The sequence below is a fragment of the Enterobacter sp. UPMP2052 genome, assembly GCF_053709675.1.
This window is the reverse complement of the sequence record NZ_JBSKJR010000002.1, coordinates 230,397-244,709: the sequence shown is the minus strand read 5'-3', so window position 1 is coordinate 244,709 and position 14,313 is coordinate 230,397. Positions and strand designations below refer to the sequence as shown.

The following is a 14,313-nucleotide window of genomic DNA, read 5'->3' as shown; positions in this document are numbered from 1 at the left end:
TGGTCATTATCAAAGCCACTCAGAGAATGGCTTTTGTGATGACTACAGTTCGCTGAGTTTTTCTTTCAGCAGATAACCTTCGAGCATCCAGATTTTGTTCACAGCATTCTGGCGAGCAATCTTTCGCCCAATTTCTTCATCGAAGTTTTCCGGACTGGCGCAGGCGCTTTCACCGGTAACGGTGAATCCATTTTTAAGCACCAGAACACAGAATGTAAGAAGCTTTAGCTCGCCGTGGTAGCCGGTAAGGCGCGTTAAGTCATCCTGCTTATGGATATTTCCATTAACACCATTTTCAGCAGAGAAGTAATATTCCCCAGTGATGAGTGACTGGATATGATCCGGTGTAACGCGAGGAGCAGTCTTTCCTTTATCTACGATTTCTTTTTCGATTTGCTGGTCGTTCATAATTTTCACCAGTTGATTGTTGGTAGGGGTGAAAGCGCATAGCACCGTAGCCACAGCGGATAAGGTGAGGGTATTGTCTGTCTGGTATTTGGTGGGATGCGCTTTCAGAAAGGTCGTGCTTAAAACGCAAAAAGCCCCAAGGCGTGAACCTCAGGGCTAATTTGTTTGGCTGCTCTGTTCGCTTTTGCTCCGAGCATACACAAAATGTACTACTTCCATTTCGCGATAGCAAGTTATTTAGGACAATTTACCTAAATATTATGCTGCCTGTGGAAATTCCTTCTCAATTTCGCGCCTCATTGCATAAAAGATTTCTGAATCGAGCACATTCTCGCACCAGACAACCCTGCGTCTGCATGACTGGATATCCACTCCGGTTACTGCATTCATCAGCCTGGCGATATCTTGCGTGCAATTGCGATTGCAATATCGCTTAATAGCTACATCGCGGACGGGGCTTTCACGGTGAAACGTCTTGATCATCACACGTTCAACAAAAGCAGCATCATCGGATTCTTTGGCGAGAGCGATGATGTTGCTGAACGATGATTGAGGTATGACCAGTTCGCGAGCTTTCTGATATAGCGCATCTCCACGTAACCCATCTTCTTCGTAGAGGCGCATGACGACAGACTCAATCTGTTTGGCCTTGTCATCACTCCACTGGCTACGAATCATCAGGCGACCGATAACGTTGATTGCACCACCAGGTGAATCATCACCGGCGTTAACCCTTCCCCATACCTGAAGCATGTAATGAACCCATGCTTTCTGGCGTGGATTGATGGTTTTCTTTGGGTGCTTCCATACGCGGCGGAAATGAGCATCGTCGATGAAGTTGACCATGCCGAACACAGGTGTGTGTCTCATGCGGCCTCCGGACCATCTGGCTTATTTGTGCCAAGCCGATTACGCACTTCCCGCAATTGCTCTCGCACATACTCAAGACTGCGCTCAAGCTCATGCTTTTTGCCAATCAGCACCTGCTCGGTATGCATATCGCGCTGACGCTGCCACTTCACTTCCTGGATGTTAGTTACGACGCTCATAGATACCTCTTCCGCCTTGATGAATCATCAAAACGCCGTTAACAATGGCGTGGTGTTTGGCTTCTTTGTCGTACGCGTATCGATTAACCGTGTTTCGATGGCACGATAAACGCCTGGCTACTTCTGTCTGGTTCCCGTATGTCTCAATCAGCATTTCCGGGATGGTTTTGATAGAGGGTGTCATGCTGCCTCGCTATATCTCTTACGGAGTTTTTCGTAATGACGGGCCCGGCGCGTGAAAATTGATTTCACTCGCTTCAGGTAGTCGATGTCGAATTTTCGTGGCTCGTTGTCAGCTTCAAGACGCTCAACCCTTTCAAGACCTATGCGCTCTATAAGCCGGATGCGATACTCGACAGCATTACCGCTAAGCTGCCTGTTGCATCGAGTGCATGCCGCATGGACGTTGAATACGTTGAATCTGAGGTGTGATGCAGCACCACGCGAACGATAGTGGCTGGCATCAACTGCGCTACCGGTGAGGTAGTTAGAATTGCTGATAAGTTTTCCAGGGTGGCTAATGCACTCCTGGTACATATCACGCATCCTGATGTATCTGTTGAATGCTGCCTGAGCCTCTCTTTCCCATTCTGCTCGTGTTTTTAAAGCCTCTCTCCTCTGCTTCAAGTCAGCGCTTTGCTCACGTTCACGCTTACGCTGTTCACGCGCAGCAATTTCAGCATCGCGTTGCTTATTGAACGCAATTGCGCATTTGTAGTTGTGGCAGACTTTCTGGAGAGAACTTCGGGGTATGTATTCGGTAGAGCAGATTGGGCAGGTACGAGGCTTCGGCGTTTTGCCTTTAGCCATTGGTCAACTCCTTATGTCGCTCATCTTCGTGAGAGAAGTCTTCTCCATCGATTGGCATGAGCCACTCTCCCGGACATCGAGCGATTCTGTCAGTCTTAATTATTCCGTTATGGCCAACAAGAGACGAGGTATATGGCTGAATTCTCCAGATATCTTTTCTATTTCGATGAGGCCCTTTATCTATGCATCCAATGAATTCTACTAGTTCGACAACCTTGCCGATATTTTCTGGGCTAAGGCTCATGATAATCATCGCCAAACCACCCGCTCGCAATTCACTCATCATCATCCTCCGTCATAAATCCGTTAGGGTCGCGATACGCTATTGCCATGGCAGCGCACTCCTCGCAAACGTGAGTCTCATCGTCGGTCAACTCCTTCGTGCAGCCTGCGCACAACGTTCGACGTATGCTCTGCTGCTCGTATGATTGGGCTTCGTGGGGGCTAAGCATGTTTGTCGTCCGTCATGAGAAAGACAATCATTGCGGCCCGGAGTGGGTTGGACTGATACTGAATACGGCAATCATCGAACTGGTCAAATGCATTCCACCAATCAGAACTTCCATCCTCTGCACAATCCCAAACTAAACTGATGCAGTTTTTCAAAATAATCGGCCATGCGTCTGCCGGGTTGGTCGTGTATTTAAAACCACCACGCAGCCAAGCTCGCATGATGTCCTTGTCTTTGGCCTGATTGCCGTAAATATCCTGCAATACCAGGGCATCAATATCCCTGTCGCTTAACTGTGAATAGTCCATATTTAGCTCCACATTCTGGATTGATACTGACTCCTACCCTTTGGCTCGCTGGCGTACTCTGGCAACAAGGCAGAAACCACCCATAATCGAGGGTCTGCGCTTAGCGTTCGTTGAGTTTTTACGTTGCGGGATTGGTAGGCGGTGATTAACTGAGTTGCTTCTTCGTTTGTAAGGTCGTGATGGTGAAACCATGTCTTCTTCATATCATGCCGCATCTCCGAATCTGGCTTTCCACTCCAGTGCTAACCTGGCTTCGTCAGACCACTTCACATCCTTCTCTGCACCGAATGCCTGGATAAGCTCAAGAAGCTCAGCGAATTCTCCAACCCTCATCTTGCTGGTTGACTGGCCTATCACAACGAATCCGTTGCCGGAAAGATTAGGCACAACGTCCTGCTGCTTTAACGCTGCTGTGAATATGCACTTCCAGCTTTCGGCATCCAGCCATCTACCATGCCATTCGACCTGACGAGAGACATCACCAAGGCAAGCCCAGAGTTTGCGATTCTGGTCTATGCTGCGGTTACGCTCTTGTATTGTGACGATGATTGGTTTAGTTGGGTCTGGGAAGATTTGCTGTATGGCTTGAATGGCGTTCTGCTGATGGATGGGGCTTCTTAGTTCAAACGTTAGTTTCTTCATCTCCTGCTCTCCGGTTCCAGGCTAATGCAGCTTCAGTTTGTGTTTTTTCCTCAGGCCCATTCGCTCCGCAGTTGTAGCAGTAAGCATGGAACCACTCCTGATCGCAGTAACTCAACACAGCATTGTCTTTACTGCAGCAAAACGGGCACGGCTTTAACTCGCTCATACTCACTCCTTCACTTTGATTCCAGCGGCGCGGATGGCTTCGATTACCTCTTTCTTATCGAGTAATTCACAAAGGTTAAATGCGCATACTTTAGGCAACTTCACCTCCAATGCTTCTCGACTGGCCTGCCATGCCCCGAGAGCTAATTGTCTTCTTAGAAGATAAGCATTCCATTCTGGTGATTTGTAGGCAGGTAATTCCCATTTATCATCATCACCGGTCTCAATGGATCTAAACCATTGTTCAAATTTCTTTTCTGATACGTCCATATGTCTCTCCATCAATGAACCTGCTCGCCGTCGCTAACCTTCAACCGCATAGTGCCGTCTTCCCACTCATGCAGATATTCGGTCTTTTTCTCTGCTGCCATGCATCCACGAGCAAACGAAAGGCAGTAGTTCAGCGGACTCTCTCCAACTTCAGCCAGAGCATCCATCGCGTCACAAAATAATTTTTCAGCTTGTTTCTTTCTCATGCTTTTTCTCCATTGCAAAACTTCCAAGGTATGACGCCAAGATTCATTCTTAAAATCTTGAGTAAAACACGGTCGCGAGGTGATTTTTTAGGAAGTGGTCTTGCTGCAACCTTTTCGAGAAGCGGAAGGTTGCTGGAACTCATATATCTTTTCTTGCGGTGCGCGGCCTCTTTGATATCCGCATTCAATAATTGCTCTGCTGTACTCATCATTCCTCTCCATCAGCGTGCTGGGGTGTTAGGTTTGGGCTGGTAATTGTTGCCGATTAGTCTGAAGCGGTCATATTCGATAAACATGGTCTCTGAGAACCAGCGCTTAGGGGTTAATGGCGTCGCCTTCGCATATTCCGGCCCAGCCTTCACAACTACGTAATGATCGCCGTACTTAATCGACTGCACTAGCTGGCCTTTCTTAAACACTTCGCACCTCTCTCAATCTCTGGTTGATAAATGCAGTCAGTGGGTTGGGCATGTCGTGGTCAACGATTGGCTCACCGTGGCTGTTAAATTTCTGATTGCGATCATACTTGTAATACCGGTAGCTACCCCTCTGGCCTTCTCGTCTCAGTATCTTCTCGCCTACCATGTGACGAAGGACAGAAGCTACTGAGCTGGGGTGAATGCCTGTGTTTTTGATAATTTCTGGGGATTTAGCGCCGGGGTGTTCTGATACGTATCTTTCTAGGGTGTCGCTCTGAACCTTTTGTCTCATGGTTTTCCCTCCTGCCAGAAGAAAAAGCAGCTGTTAACGAATGGGTGTTGATAGCCAAGCTCAGTCCTCTTGAGGCAAAACTTATCGCGGAATACGCTGATAAACAGGCCTTCAAACGTTACGCGTTCCATGTCCATGTCAGTGCCTCCCCAGGCGATGCTTTGCACGAAGCTCTGCGATTTTAGCCAGGCCTTTATCGTTGCTAAGTGGGATGTGAAGCTTAGGAATTTGAACAACCGGCGCGGGAATTTCTTCTCCAGACTCGATACGATGAGCCATTTTTCGCAACTCTTCAGTGCATCGCTTTCGCAGTTCTGAGTCAGTAAGATTGAGCGATCGCATCAGGTCGTATAGCTTCGTCACCATCCAGTAGCACGCATTGCTCTTCCATGGGTAGCGTTCCGGTGTTTCGTACTCAATTTTGTGGGCGCAGTATTCCATGACCATGTCGTAAAGTTCGTTTGTATCAGGGAGGCCGCTAGCTTTGAACTCTGCGTCTTTGCACCAGGCGATGAATTGCCCAGGGGAAGGCCAGAATGGTGATGCGCTTGCACGGGCGTGCTGCATTCCGGATTTAAGCTGCTCTCTGCTGCGGATGTTGTTCTCTGCAAATGCCGCAATCCACTGGCGCTTTGCAGCTGCTTCGTCACGCGGGTCTTTCAGGGCGGTACTGACTGATGCCGGGAAAAGCTGCTTGAGGTTGTCGAACAGGATGTCTACCAGCCTCTCTGCCTCGTTGTTGACTCCGCGATCTGGCTCTTTGTTTTCTCCAGCAAGGCGAGCCAGTGCGTTGCTGTCGCGATTGTGAATCGCCTGGACAAGGTTTTTCATAGGAAGTTTTTCTCCCACTCGTCTTTGTCGTTCCAGTGTGATTGGTTAACAGCCGTTTTCTGAATTGGCCGGCCGGCAGATTGTTTGTTCTGATAGCTAAGCTTCTGGCTTGCAGTGATGAACCAGTTTTTTGGCTTTTCAGCGGTGAACTCGATATCAAGGCGATTCAGTTCATAAACCAGGTCGATGTTTCGATAGAGGGCTTTCCATTTCTGGAAGTGCTCGTGGTTAAGTCGAATGACATTTCCTGCAAAGGCATACTTCGAAGAAACGTCATGCACTTCACATGGAGCGTTAGCGACCTGCTGTATAGGTTCATTGATAGGTTCAAAAGAGTTACTGGTTCTGGGTGCAGCTCCTGCACTACCCCCTAGTGAATCTCCTGCACCACCTGGTGAATTTGCTGCACTACCCCCTAGTGAATCTCCTGCACCACCTGGTGAATTTGCTGCACTACCCCCTAGTGAATCTCCTGCACCACCTGGTGAATTTGCTGCACTACCCCCTAGTGAATCTCCTGCACCATGTAGGTTGAGGTGATATACATTGCTGGAGTTGCCTTTTGGTCCAGGCCGATACTCTTTTCTGACCAGGCCGGCATCGCATAGTGCGTCGATGTGGTTCATCACTGAGCGCTTACTTATCTCGCACTGGTCAGCGATATGTTGATAACTAGGCCAGCACTCGCCCAAATCGCTGGCATTGTCTGCCAGCTTCAGGAGTACCAGCTTTCTCAGGGGATTTCCTACTTTCATCGTCATGGCTTTAGCCATTAGAAGCATGCTCACTCTTTTCCTCCCAGCCAGCATCTTTCAGGAACTGGCGATACTCATTCAGGATGGTTAATGCTTTTTCTGGAATGGGGATTGACTGGTGATCGGCAATCAACTGGATGAACTCTCGCGCCTTCGCTGCGCTGAATTGCGGCAGGGCGGCGCTACGAGTTAGTTTTGACTTGCCTGCGGCTTTGGCCTTGCCCATCTGTTCGACGGCTACAGATGACGCCTGAGGGCCATGCTCGCGAGATAATGCAACTGCTGTGGTGGCAGCAACTTCTCCGGAACGAACCATGCCAATCAGCTCATCACCGCAGGACAGCAACTGAAGGTGGTGATCAACGTCAGCAACTGAGCGTTTAACCTTCTTGGCAATCTCTGAAGGCTCCCAGCCCTGGTTAACCAAGCGCTGGTAGGCAGCTGCACGTTCAAGCGGTGTCAGGGGTTTTCCCTGAGAGCTGGTGACCATGAAGGCGATGCGATCGGCATCAGAACCAACAAAGTCTTTGCATTCCAGGCGTGGGATTTCGGTACCGGATTCCTGCGCGGCTATTGCTCCATAATACCGGTGATGACCATCAATAATTTTCACACCCTGCTCTGTAACCTGAACCGCCAAAGGCGGTACGTACTCACCGGCAATAAACGCATCACGAAACTCTTCAACGTGAATCTGGTCGATTTCACGAACGTTAAAGCCAGGCTCCACATAGATTTCTGACAGCGGAACCAGGAAGGTTTTCTTCACTGTGGTTTCGGTGCCGTTTTTATCCTTGGACTTGTAAAGCTGAGATAGAGAACTCATAATTACTCCTGTTGTTATTGACGTAACACAGTGTGTTTAGAAGTCGATAGTTAGTTGCTCAGAGCGTCCGGCCACCACCGGTCGCTTTTTGCTTTCTGGCATCACAGCTGCAATAGCCTGTCTTGCCACTTCACGAATCAGGCTTGTCTCCCAGACTTTCTCCAGAAGAACGAACGTCACCGCCATATCGTGGATGTTTAATCGACTCACCTTTGAATCAGCCCATCCCGCCATCTTTGCGAAATTTGTCTGACCCATTGAAACGAGTCGGGCACGAAGCTCTGTTTCCACTTCGCGTACCTTTTTGCTGTCTTTTGCTAGTTCCATTTCTTAATATATTCCTTAGTTAATAAGTAAATACGCATAGGTTGATGCGTTGGTATTCCTCAGGTTCTGAGGGGCAGATTATTAAAGAGCGGTACTGCTAGTTAGGCTGCTTGGTTAGGCTTAGGGAAAAGCCCTGGAAGGTCTGGGCGAATTTGATATCCCTGTACCTTCCCACCGGTAGCTTTCACCACAGAGAAAACGTTTTGTGGCGAAACTTTCGCCTTGCCGTATAACCATTTCTGAACCGCCGCTTGACTAACGCCGCATGCCTTAGCTAGCTCTTTCTGCGTTCCAACAATGGCAATAGCGGTTTTAATAACTTGGTTCATAAAACCACCTCCACTTGTTATAAAACCAATATACAACCAAGGTTGTTATTTTGCAAGTGCTGGGTTGTTTGCCATATAACAACTGGGGTTGTATTTTTGTAGGATGAACATGACTCTTTCACAGCGATTAAAGCTTTCCATGGAGAAGGCGAAGATTAATCAGGTGACTCTGGCCGAAAAGGTTGGGGTTTCGCAGGCTGCCATACAAAAATTGACATCGGGTAAAGCCAAAAGCTCAAAAAGGATTGTTGAGATAGCTAGTGTGCTTGGCGTAAGGCCTGAGTGGCTATCTGATGGTCGTGAGCCGATGTTCGTTGAAGGGAGTGATATGGCAAAAGATGAGTCGGATAAGTTAGCAGAAGACGTGTTTAGAGTTGACGTACTCGACCTGACATTTAGCGCGGGACCAGGGTCATTTATGATTTCTGAATTTGTTGAAGTCCTACATGCCATCGAATTCACCACCGAGCATGCGCGATCACTATTCGGTAACCGCTCTCAGTCAGACGTAAAGGTAATGACAGTCGATGGTGATAGCATGTGCCCAACCATACAGTCTGGAGATCGTTTATTCTTTGATGTTTCTGTTAGGCACTTCAAGGTGGATGGGGTATATGCCTTTGTCTTCGGACAACATTTTCACGTCAAGCGATTGCAAATGCAGGGGCTTCAGTTGGCTGTATTGTCAGACAATCCAGCATACAAGGATTGGTATGTAACGGAAGATAATCAGGACCAGCTCTACATCATGGGCAAAGCGCTTATTCACGAATCGATAGCTTACAACAAACTGTAGCAGTGGCTGACGAGACGTTTGGGTGAATGTTTAAGGAAAGGTGATGGATAACACTAGCATACAAGATGTTAATTTTTCACTAAGATATGATGGATTAGATGCTGAAAATCACGAAATTGAACTCACCTCTTTAGGTGAGTCTCTGAAGGGATTTTCTAAAATTCTCGCAACTGCTGGGACGTTTGCTTTAACGCAGAAATATTCACGAACGACATCAAGCCAAGAGGTTAAGGTTTACGCTAAAGAAGCCAGAGCAAACTGCTTTACCCTCGATACTGTTATGAATTTTATCAGCCAGTCTCAATTGTTCTCGGGATCTGCGGGGGCTATACTTGGAGCATTGATACCTTACATCTTCGCAAAAAATGCCCAGAAGAAAGAGGAAATGAAATACCTTAAAGACGCTCTTGAGAAGGCCATTGAAGCCCTCGGAAACAAAGATAAAGATACCATCGGCGGATTGATCTCTGTGATTGATAAGATGGCTGGAGAGTTGCGTCCTTCTGTTAGGCAGGCAGTTTCACCAATTGGTAATACTTGCAATAAGATTAGTGTCGCGTCTGGCTCTGGATTCAAGCCTGCGATTATCACCGAAGAAGACAAGGCAATCATCGATCAACTTGACGATGATGAAGTTCTCGGCTTAAGGGAATATAGAATTTTTCTTACAGAGTTCGATGCACACAGAATGACGGCAAAGGTAATTATTGAGGGTGACGATTCAGATAAACGTATTGCAGCCCAGATAAGCGATCCATCAGCATCTAAATCTGAAAATCCTTACCTGATTTCACTCAGTCGCTTCCTTTCCTCGGGGTTAAGTAGTGAGGCAGCAGTGAAAGTCACTGCAAAAGCGTCAGTAAGAAAAGGGGCAATAATCAAGCTTTTCATAGTAGATATAGAAATCTAATAACCCGGCCACCGAGCCGGGTTTTCTTTGCCTTCCAATCCCTACTCTTCCAGAAGCTTCACAGCAAGCTCCATGCACTGTAGCTGGTCCTCATCCCACTTATCCAGCCCCTTTGCTAACTCAGTTCGTATCACGTCAGCTATAGCCACTCGTTTAGTCTCATGCCCCTCAGCCACCATAGCAAAAACGACATCGCCCACAATCCTGCACATTTCCTGATAGCGCATCTGCGCCATTTCTTCGTAATCCATACCAATCCCTCGCTCATTTTTCACTCGTAGCAGTATCGCACGAAGCTTTTACAAAAATAAATCCCCTTAAAATACAACCACAAACAACCAAAATAGATAAATATACAACCAAGGTTGTTGACACAAATACAACTCAGGTTTTATATTTACTTCCATCAGCAGGACGCTGAATACGAACAAGGAATCGAGTTCGGGGCTCTTTAAAAATTTAATCCTCAGAATCTGAGGCCGAAGTGAATGCTTCGGGGTGTGGTGAAGCTTAACGGCGAGCTAGGGAATAGTTTTGCGGTGAAGGTTCTAGATAACTAACCACAAGGCGCGCGTAACCCAATCGGCAGCGCACCGATGGAAGCTGGTTCGACTCCAGCCACCACACCACCAAAGCATTCACAGAAGCAATTCAAAATCGAGAGGTTAATGGATATGGAATGCAGCGATTCTGTAAACCTTGTTCTTTCAGTGATTGCGATTTCAGTCGCATTAACAAATGCAATATGGCTGGTGATGATGTTCTTCATCACCAGAAAAATGAGGAGTTAATTATGAGGTTTATTGCAAGGAACTTAGCCTGGCTTTTTCTTCGATTATATGAGCCCCGTCTCTTTGAATTACAGGGAGCACGGACAGAAGCGTTAGTGCTGCCTTCGGCTCCATTAGAAAGCGAACCTTCTGGCTCACATTCCCGATTAGTTGGTGGCATTCAAAAACCAGCTCACCTGTATTGGGGTCGAGAAAGACTTCCATCGGATAAGTAATTCCGATTGGGAAGGTCATGGCTGGAATATCAGACATATAAATCACTCTCGTGCTGTAAGGGTGATTCGATTTTACACCCTTTCTCGCTGTAGGGGTACACGAGAACCACCGAGCCTGACGTGGTTAAAAGACAGGCACGAGGAGCAAATATGAACAGAAATCAAGCTCGTCGCCTTGCAGCTTTCAACGCAAAAAAGGCAGCAGAGAAGTTAGAAGCTAAAGCCTACTGTAAAAAGATTGACCGTGCATTTTCACGGCTGTCGGAAGGCTGTAGTGAGCGTGTTTCAAGAGCCATTTCGCTTGCCGGAACGCGTCAGAAGGAAGTTGAAGGTGGAGCAGTTTGTCTGCCAGAGGTGGCGCTTTTCGCAGCTGGTCATCGTAAGAGTAAACAGGTTACAGCGAGGTGATGAATGAGCAGCAGTGAATATGTAGTTATTCGCAACAAATATACTGGTGCCGAATATGCCTACCCGCAAAGCGCTCATACCGATTTGCCAGTACTTGCTGTAGAGGCAGGTTTTCCTGAGAGAGTCGGGTTTTCAAGGTGGGATTTACTTCATATGCAAGAGTATGGGCACGCAGTCAGGGTTGGTACGGCGGTTTTATCGCTAAGTATTACATACGACGAAAATGACTGAGGCCGCATAGTCGGCCTTCTTTTGGCAGCAAGCTACAGAGGTGAATATGAAAATGATACGCCTCACACCAGAAGAGGCATCGCTGAGAATGGATGCTCAGGGGCTTTCTGACGACATTAACACACTCATAGATAAGTACGGGATAGATAAAGCAGCAAGGCGATTGAATGGAGATAAAACGTGGCTTGTAGCATCGGAAAATGTTTATGGAGAGTTCTGCGGTGACACGTTAACCCATGCCGTGCATATCTTCGTTCTGAGTTATGAGGCTAACAAGGATTCATTATTTGAGTGAGGTGAATATGAAACATACTCCAGGTCCATGGTATTGGGACTCTGAAGGATTGGGTAGCAAGGATGTATTGGTGTTCGGTAAAGGCTACCCGTTTGAAATGACCAGTAAAGCAAATAAGCAGCTGATCGCAGCAGCTCCTGATTTGCTCGAAGCTCTACAGGATGCGCTTCACGCTTATGATAAACACGGTGAGCATCCTGAATGGGATTTTGCTCGCGCAGCCATCAGCAAGGCTCTGGGGGAGGAGTGATGGAGTGGATTAAGTGTAGTGAGAGGGTGCCTGAAATTGGGAATCGAGTCCTTGTGACCATTGAGGGCAAATACGTCCGCTGTGCTTCGTATACGCAATGGGATGGAGCGAAAACGGAAAGAGGTAGAGCTCCAAGATTTGAAGACTTAAGAGGCATTGTGCATGGTGTAACTCACTGGATGCCATTACCTGAACCACCAAGCGAATAACAACTGATAGCTAATTCTCTGAGTTAGCTATTGGGTGTAATACCGCACCGTACTATCGGAGACGATTCGATAGTGTCTGATTATTGGAAATCCCCCGTTATGTCTTTGCCGCCAGCAGTCAGGGCGGCGTTCTTTTTGCATGGAGGAAATATGAGCTTTGATTTTGGTGATTACGCGCTGATTGAGCAAAAACGCTTTGGCGCTCCAAACGAAATGTTTGTCTACAAAGTTGTTAGCCAGATTAGCTCAAATGCATGGGTTGAAGTGCCTGTTACCGTTGGCAAGAAAGAAGAAATTCACTACGACTGTGAGCCTGTTTGTCTCTGCATTTGCTGTGGTGTAGATGAAACAGAGGTCAGGAAATTCCGGGTTAAAGACATGCAAAAGGTTTCAAAATAGCCGCCACTGAGCGGCTTTTTCATACCCGCATATCAACAGAGATTCACGAGTCTCTATCGCTATGCAATCACACACAACATAAGGAATCCCACGATGACATTTGCTATCGCGGGCGGTGCCGTCGTGGCCCGCTCATTCGACCCTATCTTATCCGTCCAGCATTCACGTCAGAACATCATTACCGGCGCAGACTTTAAGCAGCCTCGCGTTAAGAGCTTGCTGGAGCGTCTGGTTGAGTTCCTGAATCAAAAGGTGCAGCCGTGACAGGCGCTGAGAAGAGATGGAGTGACGAGGAGTTATATCGCCTCCTTAAAGACGTATTTCCAGTTCCGCGTGAGGAGAATAAACATGCGCCTGACGATGACAGACAAAACAGAGATTAAGCAAATCATCGCGAATCTAAGCGATAAGGACCACGCGAAAATTGATAAACAGGTTGATATGCTGTGCGAGAACATGCGGCCAGTGCTCAATATGCTGGAATCACATAAGCCTGACGATTACACGAAAGAGGCTGTGGAGTGGCTTGGCGAAGAGGACTGCAATTATCAGGAATTCGCCGGAGAAGTTATGTGGGACATATTCAGGCCGCGCGTCGAGGTGGAGTATGCAATGTCCATCTTTATGCGCCGTCATACTTTCGAGGATGCAGCATGAGTTACTTAAAACGAGCAGAACGAAAACAGGCATATGCAAAAATCGGTATTTATGGCGATGCAGGCTCAGGAAAGACGCGTACCGCTACTGAGATTGCAATTGGCCTATGGAAGACATACAACCTTAAAAAGCCCGTCGCCATGTTTGATACAGAACCGGCTGCCACATACATAATCCCCTTCTTTGAAAAGGCCGGTATTGATTTCCTTGTTTACGATGAGAGCCGTGCTATCAAGGACCTCATGGGATTTTGGCGTGAAGCCGAAAATGATTGCTCTATTATCATTGCCGACTCCATTACCCACGTCTGGAAAGACTGTCAGGATAGCTTCCTAAAACAACTGAACGAACAGCGAAAACGAAACAACCCACGTGCAAAACCCGTATATCAACTTGAGTTCCACCACTGGAAGCCAATCAAGGCTAAGTGGGCTGAGTTCACTGACCTGTTCCTGTCCTCTAAAGTTCATGCGATTGTTTGCGGTCGTGCAGGTTCTATCTACGAGTATCAGAAGAACGAAGAAAACGGGAAGATGGAGCTCATCACTAGCGGAACGAAAATGGCAACCGAGAAGGAAATGGGTTACGAGCCATCGCTGCTTATTGAGATGATCAAGCATCGTGAACAGGGGCGCATCATTAACCGAGCGCTTGTAGAAAAAGACCGCACTGACAGACTCAATGGACTTGAGTTCGACTTCCCTAATTTCCAGACATTTGCGCCTCACTTCGAGTTCCTCAACATCGGAGGCCAGCACTTCGACTCCATGGAGCAAAGGGATAGCTCTGCACTTTTCGTTAATGACATCACGGAAGATGGCTTTCAGTACGAAAAGAGACAGCGTGAAATAATGTGTGAAGAGATAAAAGGTTTATTCGTCAAACTTGAGCTTGATGGAAATAGCAAGGAAGCCAAGGAAGCCAGGCTAAACCTCATGGAAAACGTATTCGCCACTCGTAGCTGGACTCTAATCGAAGGTATGCCAAGCGATAAGCTTCGCAATGGATTCGCCACCATTAAGAAAATGGCAGAAGACAAACAGGCTCCATCTCAACCTCATTAA

Annotated in this window: 31 protein-coding genes; 11 read left to right on the top strand and 20 right to left on the bottom strand. The window is 47.4% G+C overall.

The window, feature by feature from the left end:
* Window positions 1–42: 42 nt before the first annotated feature.
* From ACWKX3_RS11415 to ACWKX3_RS11330, 18 genes are all read right to left on the bottom strand, one after another.
* On the bottom strand, window positions 43–408 hold the full coding sequence (locus ACWKX3_RS11415) for a Gp49 family protein (RefSeq protein ID WP_454541779.1): 366 nt from the start codon (window positions 406–408) through the stop codon (window positions 43–45).
* Between the two features lie 258 nt (window positions 409–666).
* On the bottom strand, window positions 667–1,278 hold the full coding sequence (locus tag ACWKX3_RS11410) for a hypothetical protein (RefSeq protein ID WP_454541778.1): 612 nt from the start codon (window positions 1,276–1,278) through the stop codon (window positions 667–669).
* Window positions 1,275–1,457, bottom strand: a complete 183-nt coding sequence (locus ACWKX3_RS11405; protein ID WP_454541777.1) for a hypothetical protein — start codon at window positions 1,455–1,457, stop codon at window positions 1,275–1,277. Before ACWKX3_RS11405 ends, ACWKX3_RS11410 begins: the two co-directional genes overlap by 4 nt.
* Window positions 1,441–1,641, bottom strand: coding sequence for a protein ninH (locus ACWKX3_RS11400; protein WP_400406177.1), 201 nt, complete (start codon window positions 1,639–1,641; stop codon window positions 1,441–1,443). Before ACWKX3_RS11400 ends, ACWKX3_RS11405 begins: the two co-directional genes overlap by 17 nt.
* Window positions 1,638–2,267 carry a recombination protein NinG gene (locus tag ACWKX3_RS11395; protein ID WP_454541776.1) on the bottom strand — a complete coding sequence of 210 codons (630 nt, stop codon included), beginning with the start codon at window positions 2,265–2,267 and terminating at the stop codon, window positions 1,638–1,640. The genes ACWKX3_RS11400 and ACWKX3_RS11395 overlap by 4 nt, the downstream gene beginning before the upstream one ends.
* Complete coding sequence (locus tag ACWKX3_RS11390; RefSeq protein WP_454541775.1) at window positions 2,260–2,550, bottom strand: hypothetical protein; 291 nt, start codon at window positions 2,548–2,550, stop codon at window positions 2,260–2,262. The genes ACWKX3_RS11395 and ACWKX3_RS11390 overlap by 8 nt, the downstream gene beginning before the upstream one ends.
* A complete protein-coding gene (locus tag ACWKX3_RS11385) occupies window positions 2,543–2,719 on the bottom strand; it encodes a protein NinF (protein ID WP_454541774.1) in 177 nt (58 codons plus the stop codon). The genes ACWKX3_RS11390 and ACWKX3_RS11385 overlap by 8 nt, the downstream gene beginning before the upstream one ends.
* Window positions 2,712–3,026 carry a phage protein NinX family protein gene (locus ACWKX3_RS11380; protein WP_454541773.1) on the bottom strand — a complete coding sequence of 105 codons (315 nt, stop codon included), beginning with the start codon at window positions 3,024–3,026 and terminating at the stop codon, window positions 2,712–2,714. Before ACWKX3_RS11380 ends, ACWKX3_RS11385 begins: the two co-directional genes overlap by 8 nt.
* Before the next feature lie 204 nt (window positions 3,027–3,230).
* Window positions 3,231–3,668 (bottom strand): recombination protein NinB, encoded by a 438-nt coding sequence (locus ACWKX3_RS11375; protein ID WP_454541772.1) that lies wholly within the window; start codon window positions 3,666–3,668, stop codon window positions 3,231–3,233.
* Window positions 3,649–3,834 carry a Lar family restriction alleviation protein gene (locus ACWKX3_RS11370; RefSeq protein ID WP_454541771.1) on the bottom strand — a complete coding sequence of 62 codons (186 nt, stop codon included), beginning with the start codon at window positions 3,832–3,834 and terminating at the stop codon, window positions 3,649–3,651. Before ACWKX3_RS11370 ends, ACWKX3_RS11375 begins: the two co-directional genes overlap by 20 nt.
* Window positions 3,835–3,836: 2 nt before the next feature.
* On the bottom strand, window positions 3,837–4,103 hold the full coding sequence (locus tag ACWKX3_RS11365; RefSeq protein ID WP_454541770.1) for a hypothetical protein: 267 nt from the start codon (window positions 4,101–4,103) through the stop codon (window positions 3,837–3,839).
* A gap of 11 nt (window positions 4,104–4,114) precedes the next feature.
* Complete coding sequence (locus ACWKX3_RS11360) at window positions 4,115–4,309, bottom strand: hypothetical protein (RefSeq protein ID WP_454541769.1); 195 nt, start codon at window positions 4,307–4,309, stop codon at window positions 4,115–4,117.
* Entirely contained in the window at window positions 4,306–4,518 is a 213-nt protein-coding gene (locus ACWKX3_RS11355) for a DUF7301 family protein (RefSeq protein WP_454541768.1), read from the bottom strand. The genes ACWKX3_RS11360 and ACWKX3_RS11355 overlap by 4 nt, the downstream gene beginning before the upstream one ends.
* A 640-nt stretch (window positions 4,519–5,158) precedes the next feature.
* Entirely contained in the window at window positions 5,159–5,851 is a 693-nt protein-coding gene (locus ACWKX3_RS11350; RefSeq protein WP_454541767.1) for a replication protein P, read from the bottom strand.
* The gene (locus ACWKX3_RS11345; RefSeq protein WP_454541766.1) at window positions 5,848–6,633 is read right to left on the bottom strand and encodes a helix-turn-helix domain-containing protein; all 786 of its coding nucleotides are present in this window, start codon (window positions 6,631–6,633) and stop codon (window positions 5,848–5,850) included. The genes ACWKX3_RS11350 and ACWKX3_RS11345 overlap by 4 nt, the downstream gene beginning before the upstream one ends.
* Window positions 6,617–7,432 (bottom strand): ParB/RepB/Spo0J family partition protein, encoded by an 816-nt coding sequence (locus ACWKX3_RS11340; protein ID WP_454541765.1) that lies wholly within the window; start codon window positions 7,430–7,432, stop codon window positions 6,617–6,619. The genes ACWKX3_RS11345 and ACWKX3_RS11340 overlap by 17 nt, the downstream gene beginning before the upstream one ends.
* Window positions 7,433–7,468: 36 nt before the next feature.
* Window positions 7,469–7,759, bottom strand: a complete 291-nt coding sequence (locus tag ACWKX3_RS11335) for a CII family transcriptional regulator (RefSeq protein ID WP_311000979.1) — start codon at window positions 7,757–7,759, stop codon at window positions 7,469–7,471.
* 101 nt (window positions 7,760–7,860) lie between these two features.
* Window positions 7,861–8,088 carry a YdaS family helix-turn-helix protein gene (locus ACWKX3_RS11330; RefSeq protein ID WP_454541764.1) on the bottom strand — a complete coding sequence of 76 codons (228 nt, stop codon included), beginning with the start codon at window positions 8,086–8,088 and terminating at the stop codon, window positions 7,861–7,863.
* Window positions 8,089–8,197: 109 nt separating this feature from the next.
* Between ACWKX3_RS11330 and ACWKX3_RS11325 the strand changes: the two genes are divergently transcribed.
* Both ACWKX3_RS11325 and ACWKX3_RS11320 read left to right on the top strand, forming a co-directional pair.
* Window positions 8,198–8,884 carry an XRE family transcriptional regulator gene (locus ACWKX3_RS11325; protein WP_454541763.1) on the top strand — a complete coding sequence of 229 codons (687 nt, stop codon included), beginning with the start codon at window positions 8,198–8,200 and terminating at the stop codon, window positions 8,882–8,884.
* 43 nt (window positions 8,885–8,927) lie between these two features.
* Window positions 8,928–9,794 (top strand): DUF7946 domain-containing protein, encoded by an 867-nt coding sequence (locus ACWKX3_RS11320; RefSeq protein WP_454541762.1) that lies wholly within the window; start codon window positions 8,928–8,930, stop codon window positions 9,792–9,794.
* Between the two features lie 41 nt (window positions 9,795–9,835).
* Here ACWKX3_RS11320 and fumD read toward each other — a convergent pair whose 3' ends face one another.
* Both fumD and ACWKX3_RS11310 read right to left on the bottom strand, forming a co-directional pair.
* Window positions 9,836–10,045, bottom strand: a complete 210-nt coding sequence (fumD, locus tag ACWKX3_RS11315; protein WP_454541761.1) for a fumarate hydratase FumD — start codon at window positions 10,043–10,045, stop codon at window positions 9,836–9,838.
* A gap of 549 nt (window positions 10,046–10,594) precedes the next feature.
* The gene (locus ACWKX3_RS11310) at window positions 10,595–10,837 is read right to left on the bottom strand and encodes a hypothetical protein (RefSeq protein ID WP_454541760.1); all 243 of its coding nucleotides are present in this window, start codon (window positions 10,835–10,837) and stop codon (window positions 10,595–10,597) included.
* Between the two features lie 113 nt (window positions 10,838–10,950).
* Here ACWKX3_RS11310 and ACWKX3_RS11305 point away from each other — a divergent pair, with 113 nt between their 5' ends.
* From ACWKX3_RS11305 to ACWKX3_RS11265, 9 genes are all read left to right on the top strand, one after another.
* Window positions 10,951–11,208, top strand: a complete 258-nt coding sequence (locus tag ACWKX3_RS11305) for a transcriptional antitermination N peptide (RefSeq protein WP_454541759.1) — start codon at window positions 10,951–10,953, stop codon at window positions 11,206–11,208.
* Between the two features lie 3 nt (window positions 11,209–11,211).
* The gene (locus tag ACWKX3_RS11300) at window positions 11,212–11,439 is read left to right on the top strand and encodes a hypothetical protein (RefSeq protein ID WP_454541758.1); all 228 of its coding nucleotides are present in this window, start codon (window positions 11,212–11,214) and stop codon (window positions 11,437–11,439) included.
* A 46-nt stretch (window positions 11,440–11,485) separates the two neighbouring features.
* Entirely contained in the window at window positions 11,486–11,734 is a 249-nt protein-coding gene (locus tag ACWKX3_RS11295) for a hypothetical protein (protein ID WP_454541757.1), read from the top strand.
* Between the two features lies 1 nt (window position 11,735).
* Complete coding sequence (locus ACWKX3_RS11290; RefSeq protein ID WP_454541863.1) at window positions 11,736–11,984, top strand: hypothetical protein; 249 nt, start codon at window positions 11,736–11,738, stop codon at window positions 11,982–11,984.
* Window positions 11,936–12,193: a DUF551 domain-containing protein gene (locus tag ACWKX3_RS11285; protein ID WP_454541756.1), complete on the top strand. Its 258-nt coding sequence runs from the start codon at window positions 11,936–11,938 to the stop codon at window positions 12,191–12,193. The genes ACWKX3_RS11290 and ACWKX3_RS11285 overlap by 49 nt, the downstream gene beginning before the upstream one ends.
* 150 nt (window positions 12,194–12,343) lie before the next feature.
* Complete coding sequence (locus tag ACWKX3_RS11280) at window positions 12,344–12,592, top strand: hypothetical protein (RefSeq protein ID WP_454541755.1); 249 nt, start codon at window positions 12,344–12,346, stop codon at window positions 12,590–12,592.
* A 93-nt stretch (window positions 12,593–12,685) separates the two neighbouring features.
* Window positions 12,686–12,856 carry a hypothetical protein gene (locus ACWKX3_RS11275; RefSeq protein ID WP_164474124.1) on the top strand — a complete coding sequence of 57 codons (171 nt, stop codon included), beginning with the start codon at window positions 12,686–12,688 and terminating at the stop codon, window positions 12,854–12,856.
* Between the two features lie 84 nt (window positions 12,857–12,940).
* Window positions 12,941–13,249 carry a hypothetical protein gene (locus ACWKX3_RS11270; RefSeq protein WP_454541754.1) on the top strand — a complete coding sequence of 103 codons (309 nt, stop codon included), beginning with the start codon at window positions 12,941–12,943 and terminating at the stop codon, window positions 13,247–13,249.
* Window positions 13,246–14,313, top strand: coding sequence for an AAA family ATPase (locus tag ACWKX3_RS11265; protein ID WP_454541753.1), 1,068 nt, complete (start codon window positions 13,246–13,248; stop codon window positions 14,311–14,313). The genes ACWKX3_RS11270 and ACWKX3_RS11265 overlap by 4 nt, the downstream gene beginning before the upstream one ends.

Excerpts from the sequence above, each read along its gene's own strand:
- ACWKX3_RS11415 (WP_454541779.1), bottom strand. The coding sequence starts at position 408 with ATGAACGACCAGCAAATCGAAAAAGAAATCGTAGATAAAGGAAAGACT.
- ACWKX3_RS11410 (WP_454541778.1), bottom strand. The coding sequence starts at position 1,278 with ATGAGACACACACCTGTGTTCGGCATGGTCAACTTCATCGACGATGCT.
- ACWKX3_RS11405 (WP_454541777.1), bottom strand. The coding sequence starts at position 1,457 with ATGAGCGTCGTAACTAACATCCAGGAAGTGAAGTGGCAGCGTCAGCGC.
- ACWKX3_RS11400 (WP_400406177.1), bottom strand. The coding sequence starts at position 1,641 with ATGACACCCTCTATCAAAACCATCCCGGAAATGCTGATTGAGACATAC.
- ACWKX3_RS11395 (WP_454541776.1), bottom strand. The coding sequence starts at position 2,267 with ATGGCTAAAGGCAAAACGCCGAAGCCTCGTACCTGCCCAATCTGCTCT.
- ACWKX3_RS11390 (WP_454541775.1), bottom strand. The coding sequence starts at position 2,550 with ATGAGTGAATTGCGAGCGGGTGGTTTGGCGATGATTATCATGAGCCTT.
- ACWKX3_RS11385 (WP_454541774.1), bottom strand. The coding sequence starts at position 2,719 with ATGCTTAGCCCCCACGAAGCCCAATCATACGAGCAGCAGAGCATACGT.
- ACWKX3_RS11380 (WP_454541773.1), bottom strand. The coding sequence starts at position 3,026 with ATGGACTATTCACAGTTAAGCGACAGGGATATTGATGCCCTGGTATTG.
- ACWKX3_RS11375 (WP_454541772.1), bottom strand. The coding sequence starts at position 3,668 with ATGAAGAAACTAACGTTTGAACTAAGAAGCCCCATCCATCAGCAGAAC.
- ACWKX3_RS11370 (WP_454541771.1), bottom strand. The coding sequence starts at position 3,834 with ATGAGCGAGTTAAAGCCGTGCCCGTTTTGCTGCAGTAAAGACAATGCT.
- ACWKX3_RS11365 (WP_454541770.1), bottom strand. The coding sequence starts at position 4,103 with ATGGACGTATCAGAAAAGAAATTTGAACAATGGTTTAGATCCATTGAG.
- ACWKX3_RS11360 (WP_454541769.1), bottom strand. The coding sequence starts at position 4,309 with ATGAGAAAGAAACAAGCTGAAAAATTATTTTGTGACGCGATGGATGCT.
- ACWKX3_RS11355 (WP_454541768.1), bottom strand. The coding sequence starts at position 4,518 with ATGAGTACAGCAGAGCAATTATTGAATGCGGATATCAAAGAGGCCGCG.
- ACWKX3_RS11350 (WP_454541767.1), bottom strand. The coding sequence starts at position 5,851 with ATGAAAAACCTTGTCCAGGCGATTCACAATCGCGACAGCAACGCACTG.
- ACWKX3_RS11345 (WP_454541766.1), bottom strand. The coding sequence starts at position 6,633 with ATGCTTCTAATGGCTAAAGCCATGACGATGAAAGTAGGAAATCCCCTG.
- ACWKX3_RS11340 (WP_454541765.1), bottom strand. The coding sequence starts at position 7,432 with ATGAGTTCTCTATCTCAGCTTTACAAGTCCAAGGATAAAAACGGCACC.
- ACWKX3_RS11335 (WP_311000979.1), bottom strand. The coding sequence starts at position 7,759 with ATGGAACTAGCAAAAGACAGCAAAAAGGTACGCGAAGTGGAAACAGAG.
- ACWKX3_RS11330 (WP_454541764.1), bottom strand. The coding sequence starts at position 8,088 with ATGAACCAAGTTATTAAAACCGCTATTGCCATTGTTGGAACGCAGAAA.
- ACWKX3_RS11325 (WP_454541763.1), top strand. The coding sequence starts at position 8,198 with ATGACTCTTTCACAGCGATTAAAGCTTTCCATGGAGAAGGCGAAGATT.
- ACWKX3_RS11320 (WP_454541762.1), top strand. The coding sequence starts at position 8,928 with ATGGATAACACTAGCATACAAGATGTTAATTTTTCACTAAGATATGAT.
- fumD (WP_454541761.1), bottom strand. The coding sequence starts at position 10,045 with ATGGATTACGAAGAAATGGCGCAGATGCGCTATCAGGAAATGTGCAGG.
- ACWKX3_RS11310 (WP_454541760.1), bottom strand. The coding sequence starts at position 10,837 with ATGTCTGATATTCCAGCCATGACCTTCCCAATCGGAATTACTTATCCG.
- ACWKX3_RS11305 (WP_454541759.1), top strand. The coding sequence starts at position 10,951 with ATGAACAGAAATCAAGCTCGTCGCCTTGCAGCTTTCAACGCAAAAAAG.
- ACWKX3_RS11300 (WP_454541758.1), top strand. The coding sequence starts at position 11,212 with ATGAGCAGCAGTGAATATGTAGTTATTCGCAACAAATATACTGGTGCC.
- ACWKX3_RS11295 (WP_454541757.1), top strand. The coding sequence starts at position 11,486 with ATGAAAATGATACGCCTCACACCAGAAGAGGCATCGCTGAGAATGGAT.
- ACWKX3_RS11285 (WP_454541756.1), top strand. The coding sequence starts at position 11,936 with ATGGGATTTTGCTCGCGCAGCCATCAGCAAGGCTCTGGGGGAGGAGTG.
- ACWKX3_RS11280 (WP_454541755.1), top strand. The coding sequence starts at position 12,344 with ATGAGCTTTGATTTTGGTGATTACGCGCTGATTGAGCAAAAACGCTTT.
- ACWKX3_RS11275 (WP_164474124.1), top strand. The coding sequence starts at position 12,686 with ATGACATTTGCTATCGCGGGCGGTGCCGTCGTGGCCCGCTCATTCGAC.
- ACWKX3_RS11270 (WP_454541754.1), top strand. The coding sequence starts at position 12,941 with ATGCGCCTGACGATGACAGACAAAACAGAGATTAAGCAAATCATCGCG.
- ACWKX3_RS11265 (WP_454541753.1), top strand. The coding sequence starts at position 13,246 with ATGAGTTACTTAAAACGAGCAGAACGAAAACAGGCATATGCAAAAATC.